General features: G+C 57.1%; 25 protein-coding genes. 7 read left to right on the plus strand and 18 right to left on the minus strand.

Going from position 1 to position 26,818, the window contains the following annotated elements:
* Nucleotides 1-15: 15 nt before the first annotated feature.
* Together OK409_RS13425 and udp are read right to left on the minus strand one after the other, a co-directional pair.
* On the minus strand, nucleotides 16-1,284 hold the full coding sequence (locus OK409_RS13425; RefSeq protein WP_154210632.1) for a tetratricopeptide repeat protein: 1,269 nt from the start codon (nucleotides 1,282-1,284) through the stop codon (nucleotides 16-18).
* A gap of 92 nt (nucleotides 1,285-1,376) precedes the next feature.
* A complete protein-coding gene (gene udp / locus OK409_RS13430) occupies nucleotides 1,377-2,138 on the minus strand; it encodes a uridine phosphorylase (protein ID WP_010257266.1) in 762 nt (253 codons plus the stop codon).
* Between the two features lie 303 nt (nucleotides 2,139-2,441).
* Between udp and OK409_RS13435 the strand changes: the two genes are divergently transcribed.
* Nucleotides 2,442-3,275 (plus strand): dienelactone hydrolase family protein, encoded by an 834-nt coding sequence (locus OK409_RS13435; protein ID WP_010671680.1) that lies wholly within the window; start codon nucleotides 2,442-2,444, stop codon nucleotides 3,273-3,275.
* A 56-nt stretch (nucleotides 3,276-3,331) separates the two neighbouring features.
* Here the strand turns inward: OK409_RS13435 and metE are convergent, their stop codons facing one another.
* The gene (metE, locus tag OK409_RS13440) at nucleotides 3,332-5,602 is read right to left on the minus strand and encodes a 5-methyltetrahydropteroyltriglutamate--homocysteine S-methyltransferase (protein ID WP_264367145.1); all 2,271 of its coding nucleotides are present in this window, start codon (nucleotides 5,600-5,602) and stop codon (nucleotides 3,332-3,334) included.
* Between the two features lie 144 nt (nucleotides 5,603-5,746).
* On the opposite strand from metE, the gene metR reads away from it, so the two are divergent.
* Nucleotides 5,747-6,673, plus strand: a complete 927-nt coding sequence (gene metR, locus OK409_RS13445; RefSeq protein ID WP_003854400.1) for an HTH-type transcriptional regulator MetR — start codon at nucleotides 5,747-5,749, stop codon at nucleotides 6,671-6,673.
* Nucleotides 6,674-6,756: 83 nt separating this feature from the next.
* Nucleotides 6,757-7,236 carry a DUF1456 family protein gene (locus OK409_RS13450; RefSeq protein ID WP_010257278.1) on the plus strand — a complete coding sequence of 160 codons (480 nt, stop codon included), beginning with the start codon at nucleotides 6,757-6,759 and terminating at the stop codon, nucleotides 7,234-7,236.
* Between the two features lie 489 nt (nucleotides 7,237-7,725).
* Here OK409_RS13450 and OK409_RS13455 read toward each other — a convergent pair whose 3' ends face one another.
* The gene (locus OK409_RS13455; RefSeq protein WP_033773271.1) at nucleotides 7,726-8,589 is read right to left on the minus strand and encodes a carboxylate/amino acid/amine transporter; all 864 of its coding nucleotides are present in this window, start codon (nucleotides 8,587-8,589) and stop codon (nucleotides 7,726-7,728) included.
* Nucleotides 8,590-8,963: 374 nt separating this feature from the next.
* On the opposite strand from OK409_RS13455, the gene glpT reads away from it, so the two are divergent.
* Complete coding sequence (glpT, locus tag OK409_RS13460) at nucleotides 8,964-10,304, plus strand: glycerol-3-phosphate transporter (RefSeq protein ID WP_010257284.1); 1,341 nt, start codon at nucleotides 8,964-8,966, stop codon at nucleotides 10,302-10,304.
* A gap of 50 nt (nucleotides 10,305-10,354) precedes the next feature.
* On the opposite strand, the gene yigL is transcribed toward glpT, so the two are convergent.
* Both yigL and pldB read right to left on the minus strand, forming a co-directional pair.
* Nucleotides 10,355-11,155 carry a sugar/pyridoxal phosphate phosphatase YigL gene (gene yigL, locus OK409_RS13465; RefSeq protein ID WP_010257286.1) on the minus strand — a complete coding sequence of 267 codons (801 nt, stop codon included), beginning with the start codon at nucleotides 11,153-11,155 and terminating at the stop codon, nucleotides 10,355-10,357.
* A gap of 52 nt (nucleotides 11,156-11,207) precedes the next feature.
* Nucleotides 11,208-12,200, minus strand: coding sequence for a lysophospholipase L2 (gene pldB / locus OK409_RS13470; protein WP_010257288.1), 993 nt, complete (start codon nucleotides 12,198-12,200; stop codon nucleotides 11,208-11,210).
* A gap of 112 nt (nucleotides 12,201-12,312) precedes the next feature.
* On the opposite strand from pldB, the gene rhtB reads away from it, so the two are divergent.
* Complete coding sequence (gene rhtB, locus OK409_RS13475) at nucleotides 12,313-12,936, plus strand: homoserine/homoserine lactone efflux protein (protein WP_010257290.1); 624 nt, start codon at nucleotides 12,313-12,315, stop codon at nucleotides 12,934-12,936.
* A gap of 53 nt (nucleotides 12,937-12,989) precedes the next feature.
* Here the strand turns inward: rhtB and OK409_RS13480 are convergent, their stop codons facing one another.
* The 4 genes from OK409_RS13480 to pldA form a co-directional block, all read right to left on the minus strand.
* Nucleotides 12,990-13,799, minus strand: coding sequence for a DUF1460 domain-containing protein (locus OK409_RS13480; RefSeq protein WP_264367146.1), 810 nt, complete (start codon nucleotides 13,797-13,799; stop codon nucleotides 12,990-12,992).
* Between the two features lie 223 nt (nucleotides 13,800-14,022).
* Entirely contained in the window at nucleotides 14,023-14,646 is a 624-nt protein-coding gene (rhtC, locus tag OK409_RS13485; RefSeq protein WP_010257296.1) for a threonine export protein RhtC, read from the minus strand.
* A gap of 12 nt (nucleotides 14,647-14,658) precedes the next feature.
* Nucleotides 14,659-16,488, minus strand: a complete 1,830-nt coding sequence (gene recQ / locus OK409_RS13490) for an ATP-dependent DNA helicase RecQ (protein WP_010257299.1) — start codon at nucleotides 16,486-16,488, stop codon at nucleotides 14,659-14,661.
* Between the two features lie 24 nt (nucleotides 16,489-16,512).
* A complete protein-coding gene (gene pldA / locus OK409_RS13495) occupies nucleotides 16,513-17,391 on the minus strand; it encodes a phospholipase A (RefSeq protein WP_010257301.1) in 879 nt (292 codons plus the stop codon).
* A gap of 194 nt (nucleotides 17,392-17,585) precedes the next feature.
* On the opposite strand from pldA, the gene OK409_RS13500 reads away from it, so the two are divergent.
* On the plus strand, nucleotides 17,586-18,056 hold the full coding sequence (locus OK409_RS13500; RefSeq protein WP_010257304.1) for a thioesterase family protein: 471 nt from the start codon (nucleotides 17,586-17,588) through the stop codon (nucleotides 18,054-18,056).
* Between the two features lie 23 nt (nucleotides 18,057-18,079).
* Nucleotides 18,080-18,979 carry an EamA family transporter RarD gene (gene rarD, locus OK409_RS13505; protein WP_010257306.1) on the plus strand — a complete coding sequence of 300 codons (900 nt, stop codon included), beginning with the start codon at nucleotides 18,080-18,082 and terminating at the stop codon, nucleotides 18,977-18,979.
* Here rarD and OK409_RS13510 read toward each other — a convergent pair.
* The 8 genes from OK409_RS13510 to dapF all read right to left on the minus strand — a co-directional run bounded on the left by OK409_RS13510 (nucleotide 18,950) and on the right by dapF (nucleotide 26,812).
* Nucleotides 18,950-20,002 (minus strand): AbrB family transcriptional regulator, encoded by a 1,053-nt coding sequence (locus tag OK409_RS13510; protein WP_122459501.1) that lies wholly within the window; start codon nucleotides 20,000-20,002, stop codon nucleotides 18,950-18,952. The two genes, rarD and OK409_RS13510, sit on opposite strands and share 30 nt — an antisense overlap.
* 97 nt (nucleotides 20,003-20,099) lie before the next feature.
* Nucleotides 20,100-21,053 carry a magnesium/cobalt transporter CorA gene (gene corA, locus OK409_RS13515; protein WP_003854370.1) on the minus strand — a complete coding sequence of 318 codons (954 nt, stop codon included), beginning with the start codon at nucleotides 21,051-21,053 and terminating at the stop codon, nucleotides 20,100-20,102.
* 176 nt (nucleotides 21,054-21,229) lie between these two features.
* Nucleotides 21,230-21,286 carry a YsgD/CorL family protein gene (gene ysgD, locus OK409_RS22550; RefSeq protein WP_353748370.1) on the minus strand — a complete coding sequence of 19 codons (57 nt, stop codon included), beginning with the start codon at nucleotides 21,284-21,286 and terminating at the stop codon, nucleotides 21,230-21,232.
* 67 nt (nucleotides 21,287-21,353) lie between these two features.
* A complete protein-coding gene (gene uvrD / locus OK409_RS13520; RefSeq protein ID WP_010257313.1) occupies nucleotides 21,354-23,516 on the minus strand; it encodes a DNA helicase II in 2,163 nt (720 codons plus the stop codon).
* Between the two features lie 155 nt (nucleotides 23,517-23,671).
* Nucleotides 23,672-24,388 (minus strand): 5-amino-6-(5-phospho-D-ribitylamino)uracil phosphatase YigB, encoded by a 717-nt coding sequence (gene yigB, locus OK409_RS13525; RefSeq protein WP_033785783.1) that lies wholly within the window; start codon nucleotides 24,386-24,388, stop codon nucleotides 23,672-23,674.
* Nucleotides 24,385-25,290 carry a tyrosine recombinase XerC gene (gene xerC, locus OK409_RS13530; RefSeq protein ID WP_033780856.1) on the minus strand — a complete coding sequence of 302 codons (906 nt, stop codon included), beginning with the start codon at nucleotides 25,288-25,290 and terminating at the stop codon, nucleotides 24,385-24,387. Before xerC ends, yigB begins: the two co-directional genes overlap by 4 nt.
* Complete coding sequence (locus OK409_RS13535) at nucleotides 25,287-25,991, minus strand: DUF484 domain-containing protein (RefSeq protein ID WP_010257324.1); 705 nt, start codon at nucleotides 25,989-25,991, stop codon at nucleotides 25,287-25,289. Before OK409_RS13535 ends, xerC begins: the two co-directional genes overlap by 4 nt.
* Nucleotides 25,988-26,812: a diaminopimelate epimerase gene (gene dapF, locus OK409_RS13540; protein WP_010257326.1), complete on the minus strand. Its 825-nt coding sequence runs from the start codon at nucleotides 26,810-26,812 to the stop codon at nucleotides 25,988-25,990. Before dapF ends, OK409_RS13535 begins: the two co-directional genes overlap by 4 nt.
* Between the last annotated feature and the right edge of the window lie 6 nt (nucleotides 26,813-26,818).

A 26,818-nucleotide genomic window follows, 5' to 3' on the forward strand; every position in this document is an offset into this window, starting at 1 on the left:
GCAGGATTCAGCGCCTTACAGCGCCGCCACCGTGAGCTTGCCAGCCTGCCACTCATCAATCAGGAAAAACGGCATGGGCAATAGCCACTCACCCTTTTTAACCTGCGCCAGATAGTGCCAGGTTGTCCCGCCCGAGGTAATCGCGACGCGCTGTCTGCTTCCCTCAGCGGCGCTGGATTTGCCGGTCATACTGGCAAAACCGGCATTGCTGCCCACATGGAAATGCGGCGTCTGCCAGCGCACGGGGGCATGGTCAGGCCACGGCTGGGCCTGATGAAAATGAAACAGCGCATCGTGGCTCAGGAGGCTTTCACGCACCGTCGGCCACAACGCCACCTTGAGGAAATATTGATCGGTGAAGCGCTGGCTGCCCTGATACTGCGCAATGAAATCGCGCATCGCCTGTTCCACATCCCGGAAGACGCCGTGACAGCCGCCCCACATCCCTGCCAGCAGCAGCTCAGTATGGGAGAAGTAGTCACGCATATGGTGGAACCAGTAAGGCGACGCCAGCCAGGCGTTAACCGCCGCCGCTTCGCGCTCCGAGAGCAGCGAGTCGGCATCACGCACGATAAAACGCTTCACGCCAGGATCGTCCATCACCAGGAAACGCCACAGGGTCGGAAACAGCGTTTTCTCGTGGGACATATCGATCAGCTGGACGTGCGGCTGGTCAAGGCGCTGCCAGACATGCTGCGGCACGCTGTCATCGAGGTAGATGCGGCAGACCCAGCCGGGATAGAGCTCAGGCGCCACTTCAACGTTTTTGATTAAGGTTTCACAGTAGCGCGGCTGATCGCCATAGAGGCAGAAAGCGATGACATTCTGGTGCGGATGAGTGAGATCGACAGGCTCCGGTTGCGGAGCGGGAAACGTGGCGCGCTGCCCCTGACTGAAACGCGCATCAGAGCGCATCAGCGAGGCCAGCCCATGACGCGCCACCTCATCCTTTTTATCCAGCCAGCCACACACTTCGGTCAGGCCATCCAGCCAGGTTTCGGAGGCGGTAGCCTGCACCGCGGGCGGCGACTGATAAATCTTCTGGTAGATTTTGTACGACTTATTGTACTGACCCAGACGCAGCAGGCAGAGCGCGTAGTCGCTCAGCACCTGCATCTGATTGGGCATCGTGCGCAATACCTCTTCACAGCATTGAGCGGCCAGCGCATAGTCGCCCTGTTGCATGGCGGCACGGAAACGTTCGGCACTGCGTTCCAGCATGGCTTTGAGTGCGGCCGGATTAGCACCAGGGGCAGGACGTCGGACGGGAATAGTATTGCGCATAAAAACTCTCAGGTTTCACTGATGTTACGCGCCGTTAACTACCGGCAGCAGGTTTTGAGTCTGGACAAAAAACCTGCTGCCAGACGCGGTCGTTATAGTAAGCGACGCGCCGCTTCGACCACAATCTTCACTGCGTCACTTTCTGTCTGTTTCATGGTGACCGCATCCGGGATCTCTTTCTGAGTGCGGTTCACAATCACGCCCGCCACCATGCCGGCTCGCAGACCCTGGCTGGCGCACATGGTTAACAGTGTAGCGGATTCCATCTCATAGTTGAGAACGCCCATCTCCTGCCACTCTTTCATCGATCCCCTGAAGCGACTGACTACGCGGCCCGAGACGGTGTCGTAGCGCTCCTGACCCGGATAGAAGGTGTCAGAAGAGGCGGTGATGCCGATATGCGTTTTCGCGCCACAAGCTTCTGCGGCGGCAACCAGCGCGGTGGTGCAGGCGAAATCAGCCACTGCCGGGAACTCCATCGGCGCAAAATGCAGGCTGGCCCCGTCCAGGCGAACAGACGCAGTGGTCACCAGCACATCGCCGACATTGATATGCGGCTGGATAGCGCCCGTGGTACCGACACGCAGGAAGGTACGTACGCCAAGCTGTGCCAGCTCTTCGACCGCAATCGAGGTAGACGGACCGCCAATGCCGGTTGAGCAGACCACGACCGGCTTACCATCAATTTTTGCCAGCCAGGAGGTAAATTCACGGTGTGAGGCGAGATGCGTGGCATCTTCCATCAGTCCGGCAATTTTCTTCACGCGCTCCGGATCGCCCGGCACAATCGCCAGGGTGGCGCCCTGCAGATCGGCTTTGGTCAGGCCAAGATGGAAAACGTCAGACTGTGTCATTTTCAGACTCCTGTTAAGGGAAGGTAGCGCGCCACTCTACGCCAGCACGCCCAATAAATATGTGACAACATTCACTTAAGAAAATGAAAGTTACATTTCCCGAAAGATAAATTGTGACGACAATCACACAATAGCATCTTCCGGGTGCGGATAGCTCTCAGTGGGGCTGTGTCAGGATCAGCGCAATGTTAAAGAGGAGGATGATTTTATTCGCTGCTGATTCTGTGACCCGACACCTGGCGCATACGCTTTCCGGCCAGGCTATAGTTACGTGATTGCGCAAATGCTTGCACGGAGAGAATAATGAAACCCAGTGATAATATGGCACAAAAACCGGCGACGGGCGGCTTTGCCCCTGCCGTGCAGCCCACCGCCTCCACCACCATCATTACCGACAGCCCGGCGATTCACGCGGGTGAAACCTCAGTGCCCAGTCAGGGCGAAAACATGCCGGCATTCTTTGCAAAACCCCAGTCAGCGGAAGGCCCGTGGCCTGTCGTGCTGGTCGTGCAGGAGATCTTTGGTGTGCATGAACACATCCGGGATATCTGCCGCCGTCTGGCGCTGGAAGGCTATCTGGCGATTGCGCCTGAGCTCTATTTCCGCGAGGGCGATCCCGCTGAGTATAACGATATCCCGACGCTGTTCAGCGAGCTGGTCAGCAAAGTGCCTGACAGCCAGGTGCTGGCCGATCTCGATCATGCCGCCAACTGGGCCGCACGCAACGGCGGCGATATTCGTCGCATGGGCATCACCGGTTTTTGCTGGGGTGGTCGCATCAGCTGGCTCTACGCCGCGCATAACCCGCAACTGCGCGCCGCCGTGGCGTGGTATGGACGACTGACCGGTGAGCGTACGCTGAAGCAGCAGAAGCATCCTATTGATATTGCGGTCGACCTGAATGCGCCAGTATTAGGTTTGTATGGTGGCCAGGATGAGGGTATCCCGCTGGAGAGCGTCGAGCAGATGCGTCAGGCACTGCATGCCGCCAATGCAACCGCAGAGATCATCGTCTATCCCGAAGCGGGCCATGCCTTTAATGCTGACTATCGTGCAAGCTACCATGCTGAATCTGCCAATGATGGCTGGCAGCGGATGCTGGCCTGGTTCAGGCAGTATGGTGTTGCATCGCAGTAAATGAAAAAGGGGCGCTTATGCGCCCCTGATTTTTTCGCCCCACCAGACCCGATTCCCTATGCCGTTTCTCCACGCAATTTCTTCGCTGCCGTCACCATGTTCGCCAGCGCCTGACGCGTTTCCGTCCAGCCCCGTGTTTTCAAACCGCAGTCCGGGTTCACCCACAGACGCGCTTCCGGAATGCGTTTCGCCGCCTTTAGCAACAGTGCTTCTATCCACTCCACGCTGGGGACATTAGGCGAATGGATGTCGTAGACGCCGGGACCGATTTCATTCGGGTAGTCGAAGTTCTCAAACGCCTCCAGCAGGTCCATGTCAGATCGCGAGGTTTCGATGGTGATCACATCGGCATCCAGCGCCGCGATAGCGTCCATAATGTCGTTAAATTCGCAGTAACACATATGGGTGTGAATCTGGGTTTCATCCCGCGCCACCGCCGCATTCAGTCGGAAGGCCTCCACCGCCCAGTTCAGGTAGGCGGCCCATTCAGACTGGTGCAGTGGCAGACCTTCACGCAGCGCAGGCTCATCAATCTGGATAATCCCGATGCCCGCCTTCTCCAGGTCTTCGACTTCATCACGCAGCGCCAGCGCGATTTGTTTCGCGATGGTTTCGCGTGACACATCTTCACGCGGGAATGACCAGCAGAGGATGGTTACCGGACCGGTCAGCATCCCTTTTACCGGCTTGTTGGTCAGCGACTGGGCATATCTGGCCCACTCAACGGTGATCGCCTCCGGACGACTGACATCGCCAATAATGACAGGCGGTTTCACACAGCGTGAACCGTAGCTCTGAACCCAGCCATTCTGTGTGAAGACAAACCCCTCCAGATGTTCGCCGAAGTACTCAACCATGTCGTTACGTTCCGCTTCACCGTGAACCAGCACATCCAGCCCCAGCCGCTCCTGTTCGAGAATCGCCTGCTTAATGTGCTCCGCGATGCCGGTGCGGTAATGGTTGCTGTCGAGCCGGCCCTGTTTAAAGTCGAGGCGCAGGCCGCGAATTTCAGTGGTCTGCGGAAAAGAGCCGATGGTGGTGGTAGGCCAGGCTGGCAGATTGAAACGCTGACGCTGCAGGACCGCCCGCACCGGATAAGCGCTCTGGCGTTCACTGTGCTGTGGGGTAATGGCCTTAATACGCTGGCCCACCGCCGCATTATGCACGCGGCGGGAGTGAGCGCGGGCGTGTACCGGTGCGCTCCAGGCTTCCAGCGCCGTCGCATCGTTGTTGTTGAGTGCCTGACTCAGCAGTGATAGCTCGGCACATTTCTGCAGCGCAAAGGCGAACCAGCTTTTGACTTCATCATCCAGACGGGTCTCGACGCTCAGGTCGATAGGGCTGTGCAGCAGCGAGCAGGAGGAGCCGATCCACACCTGTTCACGCGCTCTGGTCAGCGGTTGCAAGCGGCTGAACCAGCGGCTCAGATCGGCGCGCCAGACGTTGCGTCCGTTGATCACGCCGAGCGACAGCAGCCAGCTGGCGGGCAGTTGCTGATTCAGTTGCTGAATATCATCACGACCATGGACCAGATCGACATGCAGCCCCTGCACCGGCAGCGCACGAATCACATCAATGTTCTGGCCGATGCTGTCAAAATAGGTGGTCAGCAGCAGTTTGCTGTGACCCTGCAGTGCGTCATACGCCGGCTGGAAGGCTTCGCGCCACGTCTGCGGCAGCTCCAGTGCCAGAGCGGGTTCATCAATCTGTACCCATTCGATGCCGCGCTTAGCCAGTTCCGCCAGCACCTGCTGATAGACCGGCAGAATTCCCTCCAGCAGCGACAGACGTTCAAACGGCTCACCCTTCACTTTACCCAGCCACAGATACGTCACCGGCCCCAGCAGCACTGGCTTGATGTTGTGTCCCAGCGCCAGTGCCTCATCCACCTCGTCCAGCAGTTGGGTCCAGGTCAGTTTAAACGTCTGACCCTGGGTAAATTCCGGCACCATGTAGTGATAGTTGGTGTTAAACCATTTGGTCATTTCTGCCGCCGCCGCAGGCTCACCGGTCGGCGCACGACCGCGTCCCAGGCGGAACAGGGTGTCGAGGTCCACAGTGCCGGCTTTGTTCTGATGACGCGCGGGCACGTTACCCAGCATCAGGCTGGTGGTCAGCACATGGTCATACCAGGCGAAATCGCCGACCGGCAGCAGATCGACGCCCGCCTCTTTCTGTTGTTGCCAGTGTCGTGCACGCAGCTCACGGCCCGTCGCCAGTAATGCCTGCTGCGTGCTGTCGCCAGCCCAGTAGCTCTCCAGCGCTTTTTTCAGTTCACGGCGCAGGTCAATACGGGGAAAGCCGAGGGTATGGTTCAGGATAGTCATGTGCTGTTCTCCAGATAATCTTTCACTTTGGCTGAAATGGGCAGCCAAAGATGTTTAGCCGTCCAGATGTTTACACTGCTATACTCTGCGGGTACTGTATATTGCTCAAGCGCAATATGTTCATTTTCGATGTGAAGGACTCTCATGATCGAACTCAAGCACCTGCGGACGCTTCAGGCTCTGCGCAATACGGGATCGCTGGCGGCGGCGGCGGCCCAGCTTCATCAGACGCAATCGGCGTTGTCTCATCAGTTCAGCGATCTGGAGCAGCGGCTGGGATTCCGCCTGTTTGTGCGTAAAAGTCAGCCGCTGCGCTTTACGCCGCAGGGCGATATTCTGCTGCAGCTGGCAGAGCAGGTGCTGCCGCAGATTCAGCAGGCATTGCAGGCCTGCCATGAGCCACATCAGACCACGCTGCGGGTGGCGATAGAGTGTCATAGCTGCATCCAGTGGCTGACCCCCGCGCTGGATAAATTCCGTCAGAGCTGGCCGCAGGTGGTGATGGATTTCAAATCGGGCGTGACCTTTGATCCTCAACCCGCCCTGCAACAGGGTGAGCTGGATGTGGTGCTGACCTCCGATATCCTGGCGCGCTCGGGTCTGTTCTACTCCCCGATGTTTGATTATGAAGTGCGGCTGGTGCTGGCAACGGATCACCCGCTGGCGCAGGTTGAGCAGATTTCGCCGGAAGATCTAGCCGATGAGGTGTTGATGATCTATCCGGTGCAGCGTCAGCGTCTGGATATCTGGCGTCACTTCCTGCAGCCCGCAGGCGTCAGTCCGGCACTGAAAAGTGTGGATAACACCCTGCTGATGATTCAGATGGTCTCGGCGCGTATGGGGATTGCCGCGCTGCCGCACTGGGTGGTGGAGAGTTTTGAGAAGCAGGGTCTGGTGGTCACCCGCACGCTGGGCGATGGCCTGTGGAGCCGTCTTTATGCGGCCGTGCGCGAAGGGGAGCAACGTCAGCCGGTGCTGGAAGCGTTTATCCGCTTTGCCCGTCAGCACGCCTGTGAGCATCTGCCTTTTGTGCGCGACGCCGCGCTGCCCGGTGCGGTGTTGCAGCGATAATCTGGCGGGCACAAACCTGCGCGAAGGCGGGCAAAATCCCCTATAATGCGCAGCCTGTCGACTGACCACGAGAAGATTTCACCATGACTAACAATGATATTCTGCGCAGCGTGCGCTATATGCTCAACCTGAGCGATGCCAAAATGGTGGAGATTTTTGCGCTGGCGCAATGTGACGTGCCGCTGGCGGATATTCAGGCGTGGCTGAAAAAAGATGACGATGCTGCGTTCCGTCCCTGCCCCGATGTGCTGATGGGTTATTTCCTGAATGGCCTGATCTTCTACCGTCGCGGCAAAAGTGAAGATGCGCCCGCGCCGTCGATTGAGCGCAAGATGACCAATAACATCTTCATGAGAAAGCTGCGTATCGCTTTTGATCTGAAAACCACCGACATTCCTGATGTACTGAAACGCGTGAATTTTACCGTTTCACAGGCTGAGATTGGTGCGATTTTCCGCAAACCTGATCATAAGAACTATCGCGAATGCGGCGATCAGATTCTGCGTAACTTCCTGAAAGGGCTGGCGATGATTCAGCGTCCTAAGAGTGAAAAGCCTGCTTAACGTCTGTGGCTGATCGCTTCGGGTACCTGCGTGGTCAGAAGTGGCGCATCTGATCGCAAAGAAAGCCTGCATCCATGCAGCACGGCCTCGCCATCCCTGGCTCGGACGCTTTGCTCCTCAGTTGCGCCACCTCTTCCCTTAAGCTTCTTCATGGCTTTTTAATTAGCAACACCAGGCCAGCCCTGGGGAGTGAAAGCGGGTCATCGGTAGAGCCTTCGTCGCAGGGGAAAAAAGCGCCGGGAGCATTTCTGAACCATCCTGGAAGATTCCTTCGCGATCGCACACGCCAGCTCCATCGCGAATGCTCTACGTTTCAGCGCTCCATCCCCTCCTTCATATTCGCTCTGAGCCCCTGGTTCAACTGCGATGATGCTGTTAAGTCTCCAGGGCTGGCGCGTCTGAAGAGCGAAGCGTCCGGGCCAGGGATGTGAGATTCCTTCGCGATCGGACGCGCCAGCCCGGGAGGCCGCACCCATGCAACAGCCCTGTTTATGATCGGTCACCGCGCCCCACCACCCAGCGCTTATGCACCCACAACGAGGCGAGGATCACCAGTGCGCCCGCAATAAAGCTTGGCCAGTGCGGTTTCTCCTGCCAGATAGCCAGATTCACCAGCAGCCCGGCAGGAACGTGCATGTTATTCATAATGCCCAGCGTGCCGGCATCGACCTGGGTCGCACCATAATTCCACATAAAATAGCCGAGACCGGAAGCCGCAATGCCCAGCCAGACCAGAATGCCCCACTGCAATGAGGTGGTCGGCAACTTCTGTGGATTGCCCCAGGCACACCAGGCGATCACCGCAATCAACACTGCACCCAGATAGAACCAGGAGAAGGCCGTGTGCTGCGGCATCGGGCGGGTCTCCTGCAGACGCTTATAGCCCACCATTCCCGCCGCAAAGCAGATATTTGCCAGTTGCACTAACAGCAGACCAAACCAGAAATGATCGCTGACTTTGTCATAGCGAATAATGGCCGCACCTGCCACAGCCAGCAGTGCACTGAAGATATAGCCGATGCGCAGTGGACGACGGCTGATCAGATCGTAAATCAGCGTCACATAAAGCGGCGTCATCACCGTAAACAGCAGGAATTCCGACACGCTAAGATAGAGATAGGCTTCGAAACTCAGCAGATACATCACGCCCAGCTGCAGCATCCCGACCAGCATGTAAAGCAACAGCGTTGAAGGGCGATGACCACGCCAGCGCAGGAAAGGTAAAAATACCAGCGCAGCCAGCGCCAGTCGCATCAGTACAGAGAACCAACTGTCCACCTGCCCGGCAAGGTATTCGCCAATCAGACTGAACGAAAAGGCCCACAGAATGGTGGTAATAATCAATAAAAACACGGTGACGACCCCGAAATTAACAGGCCGTCAGTGTAAACAATGTGCTGCCATCAGGCTGTGAAATCTGGTTGACATCTGATTACAAACCAGGCGATCAGAATGTCCATCGGTAAAGGACTCTCGCCTCCTGACATAACTGTCTGCATAAAGATCTTTCAGCCAGATAAAATGCGCGAAATGATCCATCGCATGATCACTTCCGCTCCAGAATGTAATAAAAGTGTAACAAATGTGTCATTCATCACAGTAACGTTGCGCAACTAACACTATTCTTTGCGCGAAATGGAACATTCTGCGTCCATTTTCTTCTGCTATTTTCCTGCCCCAACCTGCTGGGAATTAAAAACCATAATGTGCCCTGGAGGGCCTCACTGATGCTGAGCATTTTTAAACCTGCACCACGTCAGCCGCAGGTGGCGGAGGATCACGTTGATCCGCTCTACCGTCGTCTGCGCTGGCAAATTTTCATCGGGATCTTCTTTGGTTACGCCGCCTACTATCTGGTCAGAAAAAACTTCGCACTCGCCATGCCCTACCTGGTAGAGCAGGGTTTTTCACGTGGCGATCTCGGTTTTGCCTTATCCGGCATATCCATCGCCTACGGCTTTTCAAAATTCATCATGGGATCGGTCTCTGACCGCTCAAACCCGCGCGTCTTCTTACCGGCAGGCCTGATTCTGGCTGCGACAGTGATGCTGATCATGGGATTCGTTCCCTGGGCCACCTCCAGCATTATGGTGATGTTCGTGCTGCTGTTTATCTGCGGCTGGTTCCAGGGCATGGGCTGGCCACCTTGTGGACGTACCATGGTTCACTGGTGGTCGCAGAAAGAGCGCGGCAGGATCGTTTCGGTCTGGAACTGCGCCCATAATGTCGGCGGCGGTATTCCGCCTCTGCTGTTCCTGCTCGGTATGGCGTGGTTCAACGACTGGAAAGCGGCACTCTATATGCCGGCGTTTGGCGCCATCGCCATTGCGATTCTGGCCTTTGCGCTGATGCGTGATACGCCGCAATCCTGTGGTCTGCCACCGATTGAAGAGTACAAAAACGACTATCCGCCCGACTATGATGCCAGCCACGAAGAGGAGCTGACGGCTAAACAGATCTTCATGAAATATGTGCTGCCGAACAAGCTGCTGTGGTACATCGCGCTGGCCAACGTGTTTGTTTATCTGCTGCGCTACGGCATTCTCGACTGGTCGCCGACCTATCTCAGAGAAGTAAAACACTTCACGCTGGATAAATCGTCGTGGGCTTACTTCCTGTATGAGTATGCGGGGATCCCCGGAACGCTGCTGTGCGGCTGGATGTCGGACAAAGTGTTCCGCGGTAATCGCGGTGCGACCGGGGTGTTCTTTATGACGCTGGTAACCATCGCGACCGTGATCTACTGGCTTAACCCGGCGGGCAATCCTGGCGTCGATATGGCCTGTATGATTGTGATTGGCTTCCTGATCTACGGTCCGGTGATGCTGATTGGTCTGCACGCGCTGGAGCTGGCCCCGAAAAAAGCGGCGGGGACAGCGGCGGGCTTCACCGGCCTGTTCGGCTATCTGGGTGGATCGGTGGCGGCCAGCGCCATTGTCGGTTACACCGTCGATTACTTCGGCTGGGACGGCGGCTTCATGGTGATGATTGCTGGCTGTGTGCTGGCGGTTATCCTGCTGTTACTGACCATGGTCAGCGAACACAAACACAAAAAGACCCCTGCCTGACGGCAATAAAAAAAGGGCCGGATATCCGGCCCTTTTTTTGCGCTGACGGCTTAAGCAAGATAGAGCGTGCGCAGCGTCTGCGGCACGGCATCATCGGCATTTGAACCGATCACATCCAGCTCCGGCAGCGTATCTTTCAACCTCTGATGGGCGTTCTGCATGATAAAGCCCTTACCCGCCATGCTCAGCATCTCCACATCGTTCATGCCGTCGCCAAAGGCGATACAGCTTTCCAGTGAATGGCCCAGCGTTTTCGCGACCGCTTCCAGCGCATGCCCTTTCGACACGCCGCCCGCCATCACTTCCAGACAGGTAGGCAGTGAGAAACTGACGTTAACCCGATCGCCCCAGCGCGCTTCAATCGCCTGTTCCATCGGGATCAGATGCTCGGGATTTTCGCAGGTGAAAAAGACCTTGCTGATATTATCGGTTGGCAGCAGACCCGGCTCATAGACCTGATAGTTGAACACCGACTCGCGGAAATAGTCCTGCTCAGCCGGGCTTGAGCGGCTGACAAACCACTCATCGTCGCGGTAAACGTGGGTCAGAATATCGCTGTGATGATATTGCAGGCCAAACAGATCGCTGGCGATATCCTCATCCAGATTATGACTGAACACCAGTTCGCCCTCTGCGTTGTGCACGCGCGCGCCGTTTGAGGTGATCATATAGGCCGGAATCGCCAGGCTGTCGCGCATCTGTCCGACATCGATATGATGACGGCCGGTGGCGAATATAAAGTGAATATCTTTCGCGACCAGCTGCTGCAGCGTTTCACGCGCAAAAGGGGTCAGACGATGTTCGGGAGAAAGCAGCGTGCCATCCAGATCGGATGCAACGATGTGATACATGAAAACCTCGGGTATCTGGTTCTGCCGGCCTTAACCGGTCGGATAAATAACGTCAGTGGTGCGAGGAAAAGAAGTCGACCACTGCATTGAGTGCTTCGGCGCGCATCTCATCCTTTTCAAACAGGATCTCATGACGCGCACCGTCGATCACCCGTGGCTTATTGCCCTCACACGGATGACCCGCCGCTGCCATCGCGGCACAAAAAAGGTCCTGCGAACGATTGTCGACCACCCGATCATCGCTGGCCTGTAACAGCAGCAGTGGCGTGGTGATCTTATCGACCTGACTGATGATGTTGCGACCTGCATGGATGCCTTCACGTACCCAATGGTAGGTTGGCCCGCCAACGCGAATCGCCGGATCGTCCGCATAAAAGCGCAGATTTCGCCGGTAACGCTCGGTGCTGTGCGTCAGCCGGTTAATGCCAAACGGATGCGCACGCCAGCGGCCGGTGCCGAGCGCATAGCCATCGCGCATCGCCGGACGCTTCTCCGCCCAGTCCAGGATCCGATGGGCCAGAAAAGAGGGCAACGGTAAAGCAATGCCAAACATCGGCGCCACCAGCGCGACCGCATGAAACGCCTGCGGCTGACGCGCCAGAAACAGCGTTAAGATTGCGCCGCCCATGGAGTGAGCCAGCGCATAGCGCTGCTGGTAGTGACCGCTGATAATCTCTTTCAGATAGAGCGTTTCAAGGTCGTCGACATAATGGGTAAATTCCGCCACGTGACCGCGGTGTGAATCTTCCAGCAGGCGATCGGAACGCCCCTGACCGCGATGGTCAAGGATCACCACATCAAATCCGCAGTGAAACAGATCGTACGCCAGCTCAGGATATTTTATGTAACTCTCGATGCGTCCCGGCACAATCAGGATCACACGCTTGTGTTGCGGTGATGTGAAGCGGACGTAGCGCAGCGTCAGATTACCCACGCCGGTAAACTCAAGCTCTTCGCGGCTGTGCCAGAAATCGAGCAGTGGCCCGGTAGCGAAGGCAGCAAAGGCTTTTTCTCGTCGCAGCCAGCTGGCTTTGTGTTGATTCATTCGCCCTCCTGATGACCGGATAAAGAGTCCTGAATGCCATGCGCAGGCCGTAGCGCCGCGCTTATTTCTGGCGTATTGTGTCACAATTCCGCTACTAAAGAGAGCCTGACCCATGACCATCGAATGGTGGCTGACCTATCTGCTTACCACTACAATTCTCAGCCTGTCGCCCGGTTCCGGCGCAATCAACACCATGAGTACCGGTATCAGCCACGGCTATCGCGGCACGGTGGCCTCTATCTCCGGTTTGCAGGTCGGCCTGGCGCTGCATATCGTGCTGGTCGGCATCGGTCTGGGCGCGCTGTTTTCTCAGTCGCTGCTGGCGTTTGAGATTCTGAAATGGGCCGGTGCGGCCTATCTGGTCTGGCTGGGTATTCAGCAGTGGCGCTCAGCGGGTGGCATTGATCTGGATGCGGTCGCCAGAGCGATGCCGCGTCGTCGCCTGTTCAAACGCGCCGTGCTGGTTAACCTGACCAACCCGAAAAGTATCGTCTTTCTCGCCGCCCTGTTCCCGCAATTTATTCAGCCGCATCAGCCGCTATTTATGCAGTATCTGGTGCTGGGCGTCACCACCGTTGTGGTCGATATCATCGTGATGATTGGCTACGCCACGCTGGCAACGCGGATTGCGGGCTGGATTAAGGGACCAAAACAGATGAAGTTAATGAACCGCATTTTTGGCGGGCTGTTTATGGCGGTAGGCGCGCTGCTGGCCAGCGCCAGAAAAATCGCTTAACGTCTGACGCGCCGAATTCGGCGCGAAAGATTATCCCTTCTTCCCTGGCCCCGCTACGGCGCTGTCAGTGGAACCGCACGCAACACAATGATGCCCGGCTTCGAGCGCATATATTCCCTGAACGGCGCATCGACAACTTTTCGATTAACGGCCAGCGAAGAGGCGTTCCTGAACCATAAGCGGCCATCATGCCGGACAGCAATCCCCACATGCGTAACATCCAGGCTCTGACTGGTGGCGTAAACCCCCACGTAATCGCCGGTCTGAATCTGGTTCAGCACCTGCGGTGTGATCGCCCGGGCCGGAATGTAAGTGATACGACGTGCAATCACACCCAGACCGGGCACCTGTTCTGCTCCGCTGGCCTGACGATTCAGATGCTTCACCACCGTCACCGTATCCGGGCTAAGGGTGCGGGTCACGTCATCGGCATTGCGCGGGCTATCGGCAAACCAGTCGGAGAAAAAGTGGCGACGATTCCGGTAGCTGACCTCACCGCCAGCGTAACGGGTCCGAATCAGGTTAGCCTCAAAGCTGGCACGATCGTGGCTGCGGCTCAGCGCCTGCACATAATCAAGCAGCGTGTAACAATCCACACCGTTGAAATTGATCACCAGCGCTTCCGGACGCGTGGGAGAACCGATCAGCGTATCCGCTTCATAGGGTGTCCCGAGAAACGTCGCAGAGATCCGGCTAATCCTTTCGCCCTGCGTCTGATCGACATCGGGCAGCGTCTGCATCAGGATCGAGGTAACCTCATCGGTCTGGCCCGGCTCTGGCGCAGGGTTGCGGGCGGCATCCGGCGAGGCGCAGGCGCTGATACAGGCCGTCATCAACACCAGTAATATGAACTTCACTCTCATCATCCTCTCCATAAACGTTGCGCCTGCTTCCCGACTTTAATGGAGATATGGATATGAATGATTAATAAAGAGTGACGATTTATCTGCGGTTGCAACAGCAAAACTCCCTGAGCCCTGAAATGTGACATCCGTCACACAAGCGAACTCTCTGGAGGAAGCGACAGCAAGGGAGGTTTCTGCCGGAGGCGCAACGCGCACTCCGGCATAAGGGCTGAAACGGAGATTAACGCGAAAGAATCAGGTGGATACCAAAACCGGCAAACAGTACGCCGGCCATGCCATCGACCCATTTCGCCAGTCGCTGATACTTAGCGCGGATCCACGGCAGCGCAAAAATCGCCGCCACCAGGGTAAACCAGGCAAAGGTTTCACCGACAATCAGCAGGAACAGACCCCAGCGCTCCGCCGAACCGACATCGTCGCCAACAAATAGCGAGAAGACGCTGCCGAAGTAGATAATGGCTTTAGGATTCGACAGGTTCGTCAGCAGGCCTTTGAGAAAGCTCATGCCGCGTTTCGGCAACGCAACCACCGGCTCATCCTGCTGCGGCTGTTTATGACGCTGACGTGCCGAGCACATCAGCTGCCAGCCCATCCACAACAGATAAAGTCCACCGCCGACCATGATGATCTGATGCAGCCAGGCCATTTTTTCCAGAATCAGATGCAGCCCCATCAGCGCCACACCCGCCCAGACCACAATGCCCAGCGTAATGCCCAGTACACCCATCATCGCCTCTTTGCGCGAGCGGCTGGCGGCAGTCTGTGACACGAAAAAGAAATCGGGGCCGGGGCTCATCAGCGCCACCAGATGCACCAGCGCCACAGTGGCGAATAACATCAGCATAATCAGTGTCCTTTACTCTTCATCATCAAGATGCTCTTTGATCATCACCAGGAAAGGTTTGCCAAAGCGCTCCAGTTTGCGGTGACCCACGCCGTTGACGCTGAGCATCTCGGACGCGCTGACCGGCATCTGTTCTGCCATCTCTATCAGTGTGGCGTCATTGAACACCACGTAAGGCGGAATATTCTCTTCATCGGCGATCGCTTTTCGCAGCTTACGCAGCTTGGCGAACAGTTTGCGATCGTAGTTGCCACCGTGAAACTTCGCCGGACTGCTGCTTTTTGTTTTTGCGGTGATTAAACGCGGCACCGCCAGCATCAGTGGCACTTCACCACGCAGCACCGGCCGCGCCGCTTCGGTGAGCTGCAGAGCCGAATGCATAGCGATGTTCTGCGTCACCAGCCCCAGATGGATTAGCTGACGTAACACGCTTACCCAATGTTCGTGGCTCTGATCTTTGCCCAGTCCATAGACCGGCAGTTTGTCATGGCCCTGCTCTCGGATACGCTGATTGTTGGACCCGCGCAGCACCTCAACGATATAGCCCATACCAAAACGCTGACCCACGCGGTAGATGCCGGAGAGGGCTTTTTGCGCTTCAACCAGGCCGTCATAACGTTTAGGTGGGTCAAGACAGATATCGCAGTTATCGCACGGCTGCTGGCGGCCCTCGCCAAAATAGTTCAGCAGCACCAGACGGCGGCAGGTCTGCGCTTCAGCAAACGCGCCCATGGCGTTGAGTTTGTGACGCTCAATATCCTGCAGCGGTCCGGGCACTTTCTCTTCCAGACATTTACGCAGCCAGGCCATATCGGCCGGGTCGTAAAGCATCATCGCTTCGGCAGGCAGGCCATCACGTCCGGCTCGCCCGGTTTCCTGATAATAGGACTCGATGTTGCGCGGGATATCGAAGTGGACCACAAAACGGACGTTGGGCTTGTTGATGCCCATGCCAAAGGCCACCGTCGCCACCACGATTTGCAGATCGTCACGCTGAAACGCTTCCTGCACCCGGCCACGCTGTTCGCTGTCGATACCGGCGTGGTATGCCCCGACGCTGAACCCCCGGCTTTGCAGTCGCGCGGCGGTGTCTTCCACCTTCGCCCGGCTGTTGCAGTAGATAATGCCGCACTTGCCGCGCTGATCCTGAACGTAACGCAGCAGCTGATCGGTGGGTTTAAATTTCTCCACCAGCGTGTAGCGAATATTGGGGCGGTCAAAGCTGCTGATCTGGATCAGCGGATCCTGCATATGCAGCAGGTTAACGATGTCGTTGCGGGTGGTTTCATCCGCGGTAGCGGTCAGCGCCATTACCGGTAATTCCGGGAAGCGCTGACGCATCTTGCCGAGTGCACCATATTCCGGGCGGAAATCGTGGCCCCACTGGGAAATACAGTGCGCTTCATCCACCGCCAGCATCGCCGGTTGCCAGTGCGCCAGACTGTCCAGGAAGTTATCCATCATCAGGCGTTCCGGGGCGATGTAAAGCAGCTTAACCCGACCGGTTCGGCAGTCTGCCATCACCGTCTGCTGCTGATCGCGCGTCATGGTGGAGTTGAGATAAGCCGCCGCCACGCCGTTCGCCAGCAGCTGATCGACCTGATCTTTCATCAGCGAGATCAGCGGCGACACCACCAGCGTCAGCCCCTCGCGCACCAGCGCAGGGATCTGATAACAGAGCGATTTACCACCGCCGGTGGGCATCACCACCAGACAATCGCGCCCGCTCAGCGCCTCATTAATGATCGTCTGCTGACCGGGACGAAAATGCTGGTAGCCGAAGGTATCCTGCAATACCTGCTGCGCCAGCGCTTCCTGATTAAGAACTGCCGAGGTTGCCACGCGATTCCTGTCTTTCGTTATGGATTAGAACAAGTCGTTAAGTGTTACACCCACACCCAGACGCGTCTGGCGATGGTTGTAATCGATCAGTGATTCACCGTAACCGCTAAACACCTGAGTATAGAAGCGAACGTGCTCAGTGATAGGGTAGCTCCAGCCCAGGGTAGCGCCGCCATAACCGCTGTTCCAGTTATAGTTGCCCTCAACGCTGAAGATATTGTCGCCGAGCTTATAGCCCAGACGGGTGCGGTAGTAACCCATGTATTTGGTGATATCAGGATTATCATCGCTGTTCGCCCCTTCAGGGATGCGATACCAGGGTTTGATTTCCGCCAGGAAGTTACCATTCTCTGCCATCAGACGCGCATAGACGCGGTTCCAGCTGCGCGAGGTGGGATCGCTTCGTCCATTGGATTGGTGATTCAGACCCACTTCGACATCACGCAGTGTCCAGCCCGCCAGCGAATAGTCGGTCGCCCAGCCCAGGAAAATCTGCGGCTCATAGTTGGTCTCACGGAATGGCGATGACTCAGCGCTATTCGACAGCTGCCACCAGGAACGCTGGGTGTAAGAGGCTGCCAGCACCGAGTTGTCGCCCAGAATACCGCGCCACAGCGGAAACGCCAGGCTGAGCTGGAATTTCACTTCATCTTTGCGGGCATTCTCTCCCCAGTTATAGGAGGAGATCGCCTCTTTATTGAGGTCGCTGGTATAGGTATAAAGCAGATAGTTGTTCTCGTAAGGATAGAGAACAAACGGGTTGTCATGCTTCTCCAGCAGGTTAGCAATAATGCTGCCCTGAACCTGTGGCGCGTCATGAACCTCTTTAATATGGGCTTCATCCGCCTGCGCCAGCGCAGGAAATATCAACATTGCCGCCAGCAAGGCGCGATGCTTACGCATAAAATTCTCCGGTGAGCAGCTGCGTATCAAAGTAACTGAAAGGGTGTCGTAAAAAGCAGGCCATTCTACACGCAAATGGCAGTGAGCATGAGTGCTGATTTCTTAAACTGGAAACACCCTCGCAGGCGGCATAGAATACACAACTCATTCATGTTCCGCGCCCCTCTGGCCCGATTTTTTCAGGACACATCATCATGTCATCACCTGTGCTGACACAGCAGGACGCTCGCCAGCTGGTCGGCGAAATTTTCGTTTATCACATGCCGTTTAATCAGGCACTGGGCCTGGAACTGATGCGCCTTGACGCAGACTACGCAGAGATCAGTTTCAATAACAAAACCATGCTGGTGGGCAACCAGGCGCAGCAGATTCTGCACGGCGGCGTTATCGCGTCGGTACTGGATGTGGCGGCGGGCATGGTCTGCGTCAGTAATGCGTTAACCCGTCAGGAAAGCATCAGCGAAGCGGATCTGCGCCAGCGTCTGTCACGCATGGGCACCATTGATATGCGCGTCGACTATCTGCGTCCCGGACGCGGCGAACGCTTCACCGCCACCAGCAGCCTGCTGCGCGCCGGTAACAAAGTCGCCGTGGCGCGTGTGGAACTGCACAATCAACAGGGCGATTATATCGCCACGGCTACCGCCACCTATCTTATCGGCTAACCACGCCATTGAATGGAACGCATATGGATACGCAACAAACCCGCCAGGGCGTTGGCTTTGCACTGGGCGCTTACTTTATCTGGGGCATTGCGCCCGCTTATTTCAAACTGGTAAAGCAGGTTCCCGCCACGGAAATCATGACGCACCGGGTGATCTGGTCTGCACTGTTTATGCTGTTACTGATTACCCTGAGCCGCAGCTGGCCCGGCGTTCGCAGCGTGTTGCGCCAGCCTAAAAAAGTGCTGCTGCTGGCGCTGACGGCCGTGACTATCGGCGGCAACTGGCTGCTGTTTATCTGGGCAGTCAACAATCAGCATATGCTGGAAGCCAGCCTGGGCTACTTTATTAACCCGCTGATCAACGTGGTGTTCGGCATGCTGTTTTTGCGCGAACGGTTTCGCCGCTTGCAGTGGCTCGCCGTGCTGCTGGCCACCGTCGGTGTGCTGGTGCAGCTGTGGCAGTTTGGCTCGTTACCGATCATCGCGCTGGGCCTGGCGCTGAGTTTTGCCCTGTATGGCCTGGTGCGTAAAAAGATTCAGGTCGATGCGCAGAGCGGCATGCTGATTGAAACTCTGTGGCTGTTTCCGCTGGCGGCGATTTACCTGTTTGGCTTTGCCGACAGCGCCACCAGCCACTTATCCGCCAACCCACTGAGTCTCAACCTGAAGCTGATAGCGGCGGGCATTGTGACCACCATTCCGCTGATGCTGTTTGCGGCAGCCTGCAGTCGTCTGCGACTTTCCACCGTAGGCTTCTTTCAGTATCTCGGCCCGACGCTGATGTTTGTGCTGGCGGTCGCGTTTTACGGTGAGACCATCACGCCAGACAAGATGGTGACCTTTGGCTTCATCTGGCTGGCGCTGCTGGTATTTGTCTGCGATGCGGTGGCGTTTTCATTCCGTTCCCGTTCGCGCATAGCGTGAAATAAAGCGCGCTAAAGCCGGGCCGGTCAGCAGGATGGTAAACAGACGCAACGTCTGCAACGCCATCACAAACGCCATGTTGACCTGGGTTCCTGCCGCAATGATCGCCACCGTGTCCAGCCCGCCTGGACTGGTGGCGAGATAGGCCGTCATCAGATCGATATCCAGCATTCGCGTCAGCATCCACGCCAGCCCGCCACACAACAGCATCAGCCCGAAGATCGAGGCCAGCATCTGCGGCAGCGTGCGCAGTGCCAGCAGAAAAATCGGGCGGGTGAAACGTAATCCCACGCTCCAGCCAATCATTGCATAGGCCACGGCCAGCAGCCATTCCGGCACCTGTAACACCGCGATGTCGCTACTGTGCAGTGCCGCACCCGCCAGCGCAGGCAGCAGCAGCGCGCCAGAAGGAATGCGCAGTCGGGTGCCCAGCCACGCGCCCGTCAGCATCACCACCAGGGTGATAACAAAGCCCTGATTCAGCGGTGGAAACCAGAGCAGCGAGACGCTGTGCGCCTCATCACCCAGTCCGATGCGCGCCACCAGCGCAGCCGCCGAGGCGACAAACAGCACCCGCAGATACTGCATGAATGCGACCAGCCGCACGTCAGCGCCAAAGTCACCCGCCATCGCCACCATGGCCGTTGCACCGCCCGGCGACGATCCCCATGCGCCGGTCGGGCCAGGCAGATGACTGAAGCGCACCAGCAGAAAACCTGACAGGCCGCTGGCCGCCAGCGTCAGCAGCAGCACCGCCAGCACGATAGGCCAGTCCTGGATCAGCGGGGCCAGAATCGAAGGCGACAGACTCTGCGCAATCATGCAGCCCAGTACGGCCTGAGCGAGCAGGAACAGCCGTTTATCAATTCGCAGCGTGGCACCCGACAGCCCCATCACTACACCCACAATCATCGGTCCCAGTAACAGCGCAGCGGGCACATGAAAATAGTGCAGCACCGCGCCAAGCAATACCGAGATCAGCAGCAGCAGCGTCCACTGCGCGCGCAACGAAAAAGCGTCCATAAGAAGTTAATAATTTGTAAAAACAGGAGAGTAAGATTACGCAGAAATGGGGACAGGAGCCAGCAGAACGGGCCATCTCAGATGGCCCGTTCTTATTTTAAAGCCAGTTTTTACGCTTGAAATAGAGATAAGGCGCCAGTCCGGCCAGAATCATCAGGCCGATCGCGGCCGGATAACCAAAGCTCCACTTCAGTTCCGGCATAAACTCAAAGTTCATCCCATAGCTGGAGGCCACCAGCGTCGGCGGCAGAAACACCACGGAGACCACCGAGAAGATCTTGATGATGCGGTTCTGCTCGATGTTGATGAAACCCATCGCCGCCTGCATCAGGAAGTTGACCTTCTGAAACAGTGATTCGTTATGCGGCAGCAGCGATTCGATATCGCGCAGAATTTCACGCGCCTGCTCCAGCTGATTGCCCGGCAGACGTGCTTTGCGTACCAGGAAGTTCAGGGCGCGCTGGGTATCCATCAGACAGAGACGCACCTTCCAGCCGATATCTTCCAGTTCCGCTAGTCGCGACAGCGCCTGATCGTACTCTTCGCCCTGCTGACCTTCCATGATCACCCGGCTGAGTTTCTCCAGTGCGCTGTAGATGTTCTCGATTTCGTCCGCCAGCTGTTCGATTTTGGTTTCAAACAGGTCAAGCAGCAGCTCAAAGGCATTGCCGTCGATCAGGGTCTGATTACGGGCGCGCATGCGATAGAGACGGAACGCAGGCAGCTCACGTTCGCGCAGCGTGTAGAGACGGCCTTCACGGATGGTGAACGCCACGGTGGAGTTACCGGCGTGATCGTCAGCATCTTCATAGAAGAAGAAGGAGTGGATATGCAGACCATCTTCATCTTCGAAGAAGCGTGCCGAGGCCTCGATATCCTCCAGCTCAGGCCGTGTTGCCAGACTCTGGCCCAGCTCAGATTGCACGCGATCACGTTCGCCCTCTTCCGGCTCGATCAGATCGACCCAGACAGAGGTCGTCAGTTTGTCGTTTTCGTCTTCCAGCTCCAGTCGCGTCAGGCGGCTGTGATCCAGTTTAAATGCGCTCAGCATAGCAATACTCCCCATTGCAGACTAAATGGGACAAGGCAGTCCGCCGTTCCTCAACATGGAACGGGCAGCCTGAACACGGAAACAGAGTTTCAGAGATAAATCAGTGCTGACTCGCGACGGAATCAAAAAGGGAGGTCGCTGATAACCGCTAAGGCTACCCGCGTAAAGAGGTAGCCTTAGATGTTATTCCTGGAATCCAGGTCATTGAGCCAGCATCGACTGGGCGTGTCCAAGGCATTGTCCTCTCATGATAATAGTGGGCGCATGTTACGCTGAGACGAAAAAGCCGTCAACCGCACGCTAAAGCGTTTCAAGCTTCGCGTAAGCCGCCACCAGCCACTTGATTCCCTGCCCCTGAAACGCCACCTGAAGACGGCTATGCTCACCGCTGCCTTCCAGATTAATGATGGTGCCTTCGCCAAATTTTGCGTGATGAACACGCTGACCCAGCGCGAATCCACTGTCATTTTTGGTCACCGGGGCCCCCATCCGCTGATGGTTTACCGGACGGCTGACGCTGGCGCGCAGACGCACTTCTTCTATGCACGCTTCGGGCAGTTCGCCGATAAAACGGGACGGCCGGTGATACACTTCCTTACCATAGAGTCGGCGGGTTTCGGCGTAGGTCAGCGTCAGCTTGAGCATCGCGCGGGTCACGCCGACATAAGCCAGACGACGTTCCTCCTCCAGCCGGCCACCTTCATCCAGTGACATCTGGCTCGGGAACATGCCCTCTTCCATGCCGACGATAAACACCTGGCTGAACTCCAGCCCTTTTGCCGAGTGGAGCGTCATCAGCTGAACCGCATCCTGCCATTTGTCTGCCTGGCCTTCGCCCGCTTCCAGCGCGGCGTGGGATAAAAAGGCCTGCAGTGGCATCAGATCTTCATCTTCATCCTGATAGCTGAACTGCCGCGTAGCGGTCACCAGCTCCTCAAGGTTTTCGATACGCGCCTGACCCTTCTCACCTTTTTCCTGCTCATACATCAGCCACAGGCCAGAGTCTTTGATGACCCGGTCGGTCTGAACATGCAGCGGTAACTCGGCGGTTTCGGTTGCCAGTGAATCAACCAGTTCACAGAAGCGTTGCAGCGCAGACGCGGCCCGGCCAGCCAGCGCACGGCTTTGCAGCAGTTCACGCGTTGCCTGCCACAGCGTCATCTGACGTTCACGGGCCGTCTGACGCACCACGTCGAGCGTGCGATCGCCCACGCCGCGCGTCGGGGTATTCACCACGCGTTCAAATGCCGCGTCGTCATTGCGGTTCGCCATCAGACGCAGATAGGAGAGCGCATCTTTGATCTCCTGACGTTCGAAGAAGCGCATGCCGCCATAAATACGGTACGGCATGCTGCTCTGCAGCAGCGCCTCTTCCAGCACACGCGACTGGGCGTTGCTGCGATAGAGAATGGCGCAGTCGTTGAGCGCGCCGCCGTTCTCCATCCAGACTTTGATGCGGTTGACCACGAAGCGTGCTTCATCCAGCTCATTAAAGGCGCAGTAGATCGAGATCGGTTCGCCATCGCTGCCTTCGGTCCAGAGCTCTTTCCCCAGACGACCATTATTGTTAGCGATCAGGGCGTTGGCGGCTTTCAGGATGTTATTGGTTGAGCGGTAGTTCTGCTCCAGACGGATCGTTTCCGCGCCGGGGAAATCCTGCAGAAAGCGCTGAATATTCTCGACCTGTGCGCCGCGCCAGCCGTAGATCGACTGGTCATCATCGCCCACGATGATCACCCGGCCACTGTCGCCCGCCAGCATCCGAATCCAGGCATACTGAATGTTGTTGGTATCCTGGAACTCATCCACCAGCACGTTGGTAAAGCGTTCGCGGTAGTGATTAAGAATGTGTGGCTTGTTGAGCCATAACTCATGGGCGCGCAGCAACAGCTCGGCAAAGTCGACTAAACCGGCGCGATCACAGGCTTCCTGATAGGCCTGATAGATGCGCAGCCAGGTCTGCTCAATCGGATTGCCGTAGCTTTCGATATGCTTTGGTCGCAGGCCTTCATCTTTTTTGCCATTGATGTACCACATGCCCTGACGCGCAGGCCACTGTTTGTCATCAAGGTTCATTGATTTGATCAGGCGCTTGAGCAGACGTAGCTGATCTTCGCTGTCGAGGATCTGAAAATCCTGTGGCAGACCGGCGTCAAGATGGTGGGCGCGCAGTAAGCGGTGCGCCAGACCGTGAAAGGTTCCGATCCACATTCCGCCCTGACTGGTGCCGATCAGATGCTCGATACGGTGACGCATCTCCGCTGCCGCTTTGTTGGTAAAGGTCACCGCCATAATCGAATAGGGCGAGCAGTTCTCCACCGACATCAGCCAGGCAATGCGATGCACCAGCACCCGCGTTTTACCACTGCCCGCGCCTGCCAGCACCAGCAGGTTACTGCGCGGTGCCGCAACGGCAGCGCGCTGATTGTCATTCAAACCATCGAGCAGTTCAGAAACGTCCATAAGCACCGATTACCAAAGAAAAAAACGCCGTCGTCACACTGATTATTCCGCCTGCCGTAAGGCATTATCGCTGCCAGTCAGGCGGCGCCACAGACGCCGGATAAGGGACGGCGGCAAAACAGAAAAGAGGAGACGACTGGATAAATTTACAGCCATTATAGCAGTGAGGTGAGTGATGCCAACCGCGAAATTTCGACATGCGGCAACAGGCGCGCATCAGGGATATGCATCAGGTTACCCTGCCGCAGGTTAATCCAGCAGGCCTGCAGCCCGCAGCGCAGTGAGCCCGCCACGTCGGTGGTCAGGTCATCACCCACGTGCAGAATATGGTGTGGCGCGATATCAAGGCGTTGCGCGGCAAGCTGATACATATCCTGCCACGGCTTGGCGCGACCGTCTGGCCCGGCCCGCAGCGTGAAGCGGAAGTATTCTGCAATGCCCATTTTTTCCGGGCAGGCGTTGCCGTTGGTGACCGCCACCAGCGGGATTTTCTCCGCCAGGGCTTTCAGCGTCTGGTGCGTCTCATCCGGCATCTCGACCTGACTCCGCCACTGATGGAAGACCGCCATCACTTCTGCCGCACCCGCGGAGGCTTCAGCGGCAGAGAGGCCGATATTCAGCATCGCCAGCTCAACCGAACGGCGTCGCCACTCCGAAACATCATGATAGATATCAGGTTCGCGCTGCAGCAGCTCATCGCGCAACTGCTGATAATCCTGCGGCGTGAAGTCACGCAGCGCCGGATGAAAAGCCTGTAACGCGGCATGGGACTCCAGCGTGGTACGACGGATGACCGGGTAGTTATCGTAGAGTGTGTCATCAAGGTCGAAGGTCATGGCTTTTATGGCCGACAGCGGACGATAAAACTTCATTCGTTCTTTCCTCGTTTGGCGCGGGGATGCGCAGCGTCATACACCGAAGCCAGATGCTGGAAGTCGAGATGGGTGTAGATCTGGGTCGTCGACAGGTTTGCGTGACCCAGCAACTCCTGCACGGCACGCAGGTCACCGCTGGATTCCAGCAGATGCGTGGCAAAAGAGTGTCGTAGCTTATGCGGATGGATATGGCTGGCCACGCCCTGTCTGATGCCCCATTCGGCAAAGCGTTTCTGCACGTTGCGTGGCGAGATGCGGTTGCCGCGCGTGGAAAGAAACAGCGCATCATCCTGGCCGCCAAAGGTTTCACGCAGCGGCAGCCAGTGCTGGATCCAGGCGACCGCCGTGCGACCAATCGGTATCCGGCGCTCTTTGCTGCCCTTACCGACTACCCACACTTCGCCTGAATCGAGATCGACGTGGCGACAATCCATATTCACCAGTTCAGAGAGACGCAAACCGCCGCCATACATCACTTCAAGCATCGCCCGGTCGCGCACCGCCAGCGGATCGTTAAGGTCGATCTCCAGCAGCTGGTTTACTTCATCAACATCAATGTTTTTAGGCAGATGGCGCGCTTTACGCGGCGTCATCACCCCTTTGGCCGGGTTGGCAGAAAGCAAACCCTGGCTCACCTGCCAGTCGAGAAAACTACGCAGGGCGGAGAGCCGCAACGCGAGGCTGCTGGCGGCCAGTCCGGCGCGACGGCTGCGCGCCGCCATGCTGCGCACCTGCGCCGGTTCCAGTTGCGCCCAGCTGCTCAGCTTCATCTCATCAGCAATCGCCACCAGCGCGGCAAGCTGTCGCGCATAGCTGCTCTGGGTTAACGGACTGAGCTGGCGCTCCACTTTCAGGTAGCGCAGAAATCCGTCGACGGCCTCCTGCAGCGCGCTGCTCATGCGCGTTCAACCCAGCGGGAGAGCAGATCAGGCATCATCTGCGACAGATGCTGCAACAGCAGTGTCCCCATGCCCGATTGATAGTGCTGGCTGTCACGACTGCTGAACACCAGCACGCCGAGATCGCCCTCCTCACCCATTAGCGACATGGCAACCGACCCGATCGCTTTGGCCTGCGGCAACAGCAGCAGCAGTTCCGGCCCGTTAATATTGCCAAGATAGTGATGCTGGTTACCGAAGCGCTGAATACGCAGCGGTTCAAACGCCTGACGCGAGAGGCTCAGCTGAAAGAAATCGGAGGGCGCGCCCAGCAGCCATTTATCACTGAACAGCCGCACATTGGCACCCGCCAGGCCCAGCTCACGCGCCCAGCGATGCAGACGGTTGAGCATATCCTGCAGCGAGTCAGCCGCGGCCAGATGGCTCTCCAGCGACAGCAGACGGTCAAACAGTTCGTGGTTAGCGCTGGCCTGCTCCATCAGCAGCGTGATCTCTTCTTCCAGCCGCTGAATATGGTTGCGTTGCCGCGCCATATGCCATTCGACCAGAGAGACGCTGCCACGCACCGGATGCGGCACGGCCATCTGTTCAACTGCACGGGCATTGCGGATAAAGAAATCGGGATTCTGCCGCAGATAATCACTGACGGCCTGATCGTCCAGCAGAACCGAACTGTCAGCCTGCTCTTCGATATTTTTCATAGATGAATAAACCCATCGTAGACGTGTGTCGCAGGCCCGGTCATATAGAGCGGCTGACCGGCGCCTTTCCAGGTGATGTGCAGCGTTCCGCCAGGCAGGTCGACACGCACTTTGGGTGCCAGAATGCCCTGCTGAATGCCACATGCAACGGCAGCACAGGCGCCGCTGCCGCACGCCTGCGTTTCACCCGCTCCGCGTTCGTAGACGCGCAGGCGGATATGTTCGGGATTGATGATCTCCATAAAACCGACATTGACGCGATCCGGGAAGCGTTCATGACTCTCCAGAATCGGGCCCAGCAGTTCAACCTGCGCGGTTTTGACACTTTCAACCTGGATAACGCAGTGCGGGTTGCCCATCGACACCGCACCCAGCATCACCGTCTGTTCGGCCACGCGCAGCAGATAGAGATTTTCAGCTTTGTTGGCGCGGAACGGCACCTGCTGAGGCTCAAAGTTTGGCTCGCCCATGTTCACGCGCACCTGGTCGTCAGGCGTGACGGTCAACACCATGCGGCCATTCTGCGTACTGACCCGGATGTCACTTTTGTTGGTCAGCCCTTTCAGCTGAACAAAGCGGGCAAAGCAGCGCGCACCGTTGCCGCACTGTGCAACTTCACTGCCATCGGCGTTGAAAATGCGATAGTGGAAATCGAGATCGGGATCGTAAGGCGGTTCAACAATCAGCAGTTGATCAAAACCGATCCCCAGATGACGATCGGCCAGCCGGCGGATCAATTCCGGCGAAAAGAAGACGTTTTGTGTCACCGCATCCACAACCATAAAATCGTTGCCGAGACCGTGCATTTTGGAGAACTGCATTTTTTG

Origin of the sequence: Pantoea sp. RG18, from assembly GCF_025910075.1 — a bacterium.
GTDB lineage: Bacteria > Pseudomonadota > Gammaproteobacteria > Enterobacterales > Enterobacteriaceae > Pantoea > Pantoea agglomerans.

What these genes read in the sequence shown, in the direction of transcription:
- metR (WP_003854400.1), top strand. Translation starts at nt 5,747, where the DNA reads ATGATCGAACTCAAGCACCTGCGGACGCTTCAGGCTCTGCGCAATACG.
- xerC (WP_033780856.1), bottom strand. Translation starts at nt 25,290, where the DNA reads ATGAGCAGCGCGCTGCAGGAGGCCGTCGACGGATTTCTGCGCTACCTG.
- OK409_RS13480 (WP_264367146.1), bottom strand. Translation starts at nt 13,799, where the DNA reads ATGAGAGTGAAGTTCATATTACTGGTGTTGATGACGGCCTGTATCAGC.
- OK409_RS13435 (WP_010671680.1), top strand. Translation starts at nt 2,442, where the DNA reads ATGAAACCCAGTGATAATATGGCACAAAAACCGGCGACGGGCGGCTTT.
- uvrD (WP_010257313.1), bottom strand. Translation starts at nt 23,516, where the DNA reads ATGGACGTTTCTGAACTGCTCGATGGTTTGAATGACAATCAGCGCGCT.
- udp (WP_010257266.1), bottom strand. Translation starts at nt 2,138, where the DNA reads ATGACACAGTCTGACGTTTTCCATCTTGGCCTGACCAAAGCCGATCTG.
- OK409_RS13510 (WP_122459501.1), bottom strand. Translation starts at nt 20,002, where the DNA reads ATGGACGCTTTTTCGTTGCGCGCGCAGTGGACGCTGCTGCTGCTGATC.
- OK409_RS13450 (WP_010257278.1), top strand. Translation starts at nt 6,757, where the DNA reads ATGACTAACAATGATATTCTGCGCAGCGTGCGCTATATGCTCAACCTG.
- pldA (WP_010257301.1), bottom strand. Translation starts at nt 17,391, where the DNA reads ATGCGTAAGCATCGCGCCTTGCTGGCGGCAATGTTGATATTTCCTGCG.
- rhtC (WP_010257296.1), bottom strand. Translation starts at nt 14,646, where the DNA reads ATGCTGATGTTATTCGCCACTGTGGCGCTGGTGCATCTGGTGGCGCTG.
- yigL (WP_010257286.1), bottom strand. Translation starts at nt 11,155, where the DNA reads ATGTATCACATCGTTGCATCCGATCTGGATGGCACGCTGCTTTCTCCC.
- OK409_RS13535 (WP_010257324.1), bottom strand. Translation starts at nt 25,991, where the DNA reads ATGAAAAATATCGAAGAGCAGGCTGACAGTTCGGTTCTGCTGGACGAT.
- glpT (WP_010257284.1), top strand. Translation starts at nt 8,964, where the DNA reads ATGCTGAGCATTTTTAAACCTGCACCACGTCAGCCGCAGGTGGCGGAG.
- yigB (WP_033785783.1), bottom strand. Translation starts at nt 24,388, where the DNA reads ATGAAGTTTTATCGTCCGCTGTCGGCCATAAAAGCCATGACCTTCGAC.
- dapF (WP_010257326.1), bottom strand. Translation starts at nt 26,812, where the DNA reads ATGCAGTTCTCCAAAATGCACGGTCTCGGCAACGATTTTATGGTTGTG.
- OK409_RS13425 (WP_154210632.1), bottom strand. Translation starts at nt 1,284, where the DNA reads ATGCGCAATACTATTCCCGTCCGACGTCCTGCCCCTGGTGCTAATCCG.
- pldB (WP_010257288.1), bottom strand. Translation starts at nt 12,200, where the DNA reads ATGAATCAACACAAAGCCAGCTGGCTGCGACGAGAAAAAGCCTTTGCT.
- corA (WP_003854370.1), bottom strand. Translation starts at nt 21,053, where the DNA reads ATGCTGAGCGCATTTAAACTGGATCACAGCCGCCTGACGCGACTGGAG.
- rarD (WP_010257306.1), top strand. Translation starts at nt 18,080, where the DNA reads ATGGATACGCAACAAACCCGCCAGGGCGTTGGCTTTGCACTGGGCGCT.
- OK409_RS13500 (WP_010257304.1), top strand. Translation starts at nt 17,586, where the DNA reads ATGTCATCACCTGTGCTGACACAGCAGGACGCTCGCCAGCTGGTCGGC.
- rhtB (WP_010257290.1), top strand. Translation starts at nt 12,313, where the DNA reads ATGACCATCGAATGGTGGCTGACCTATCTGCTTACCACTACAATTCTC.
- metE (WP_264367145.1), bottom strand. Translation starts at nt 5,602, where the DNA reads ATGACTATCCTGAACCATACCCTCGGCTTTCCCCGTATTGACCTGCGC.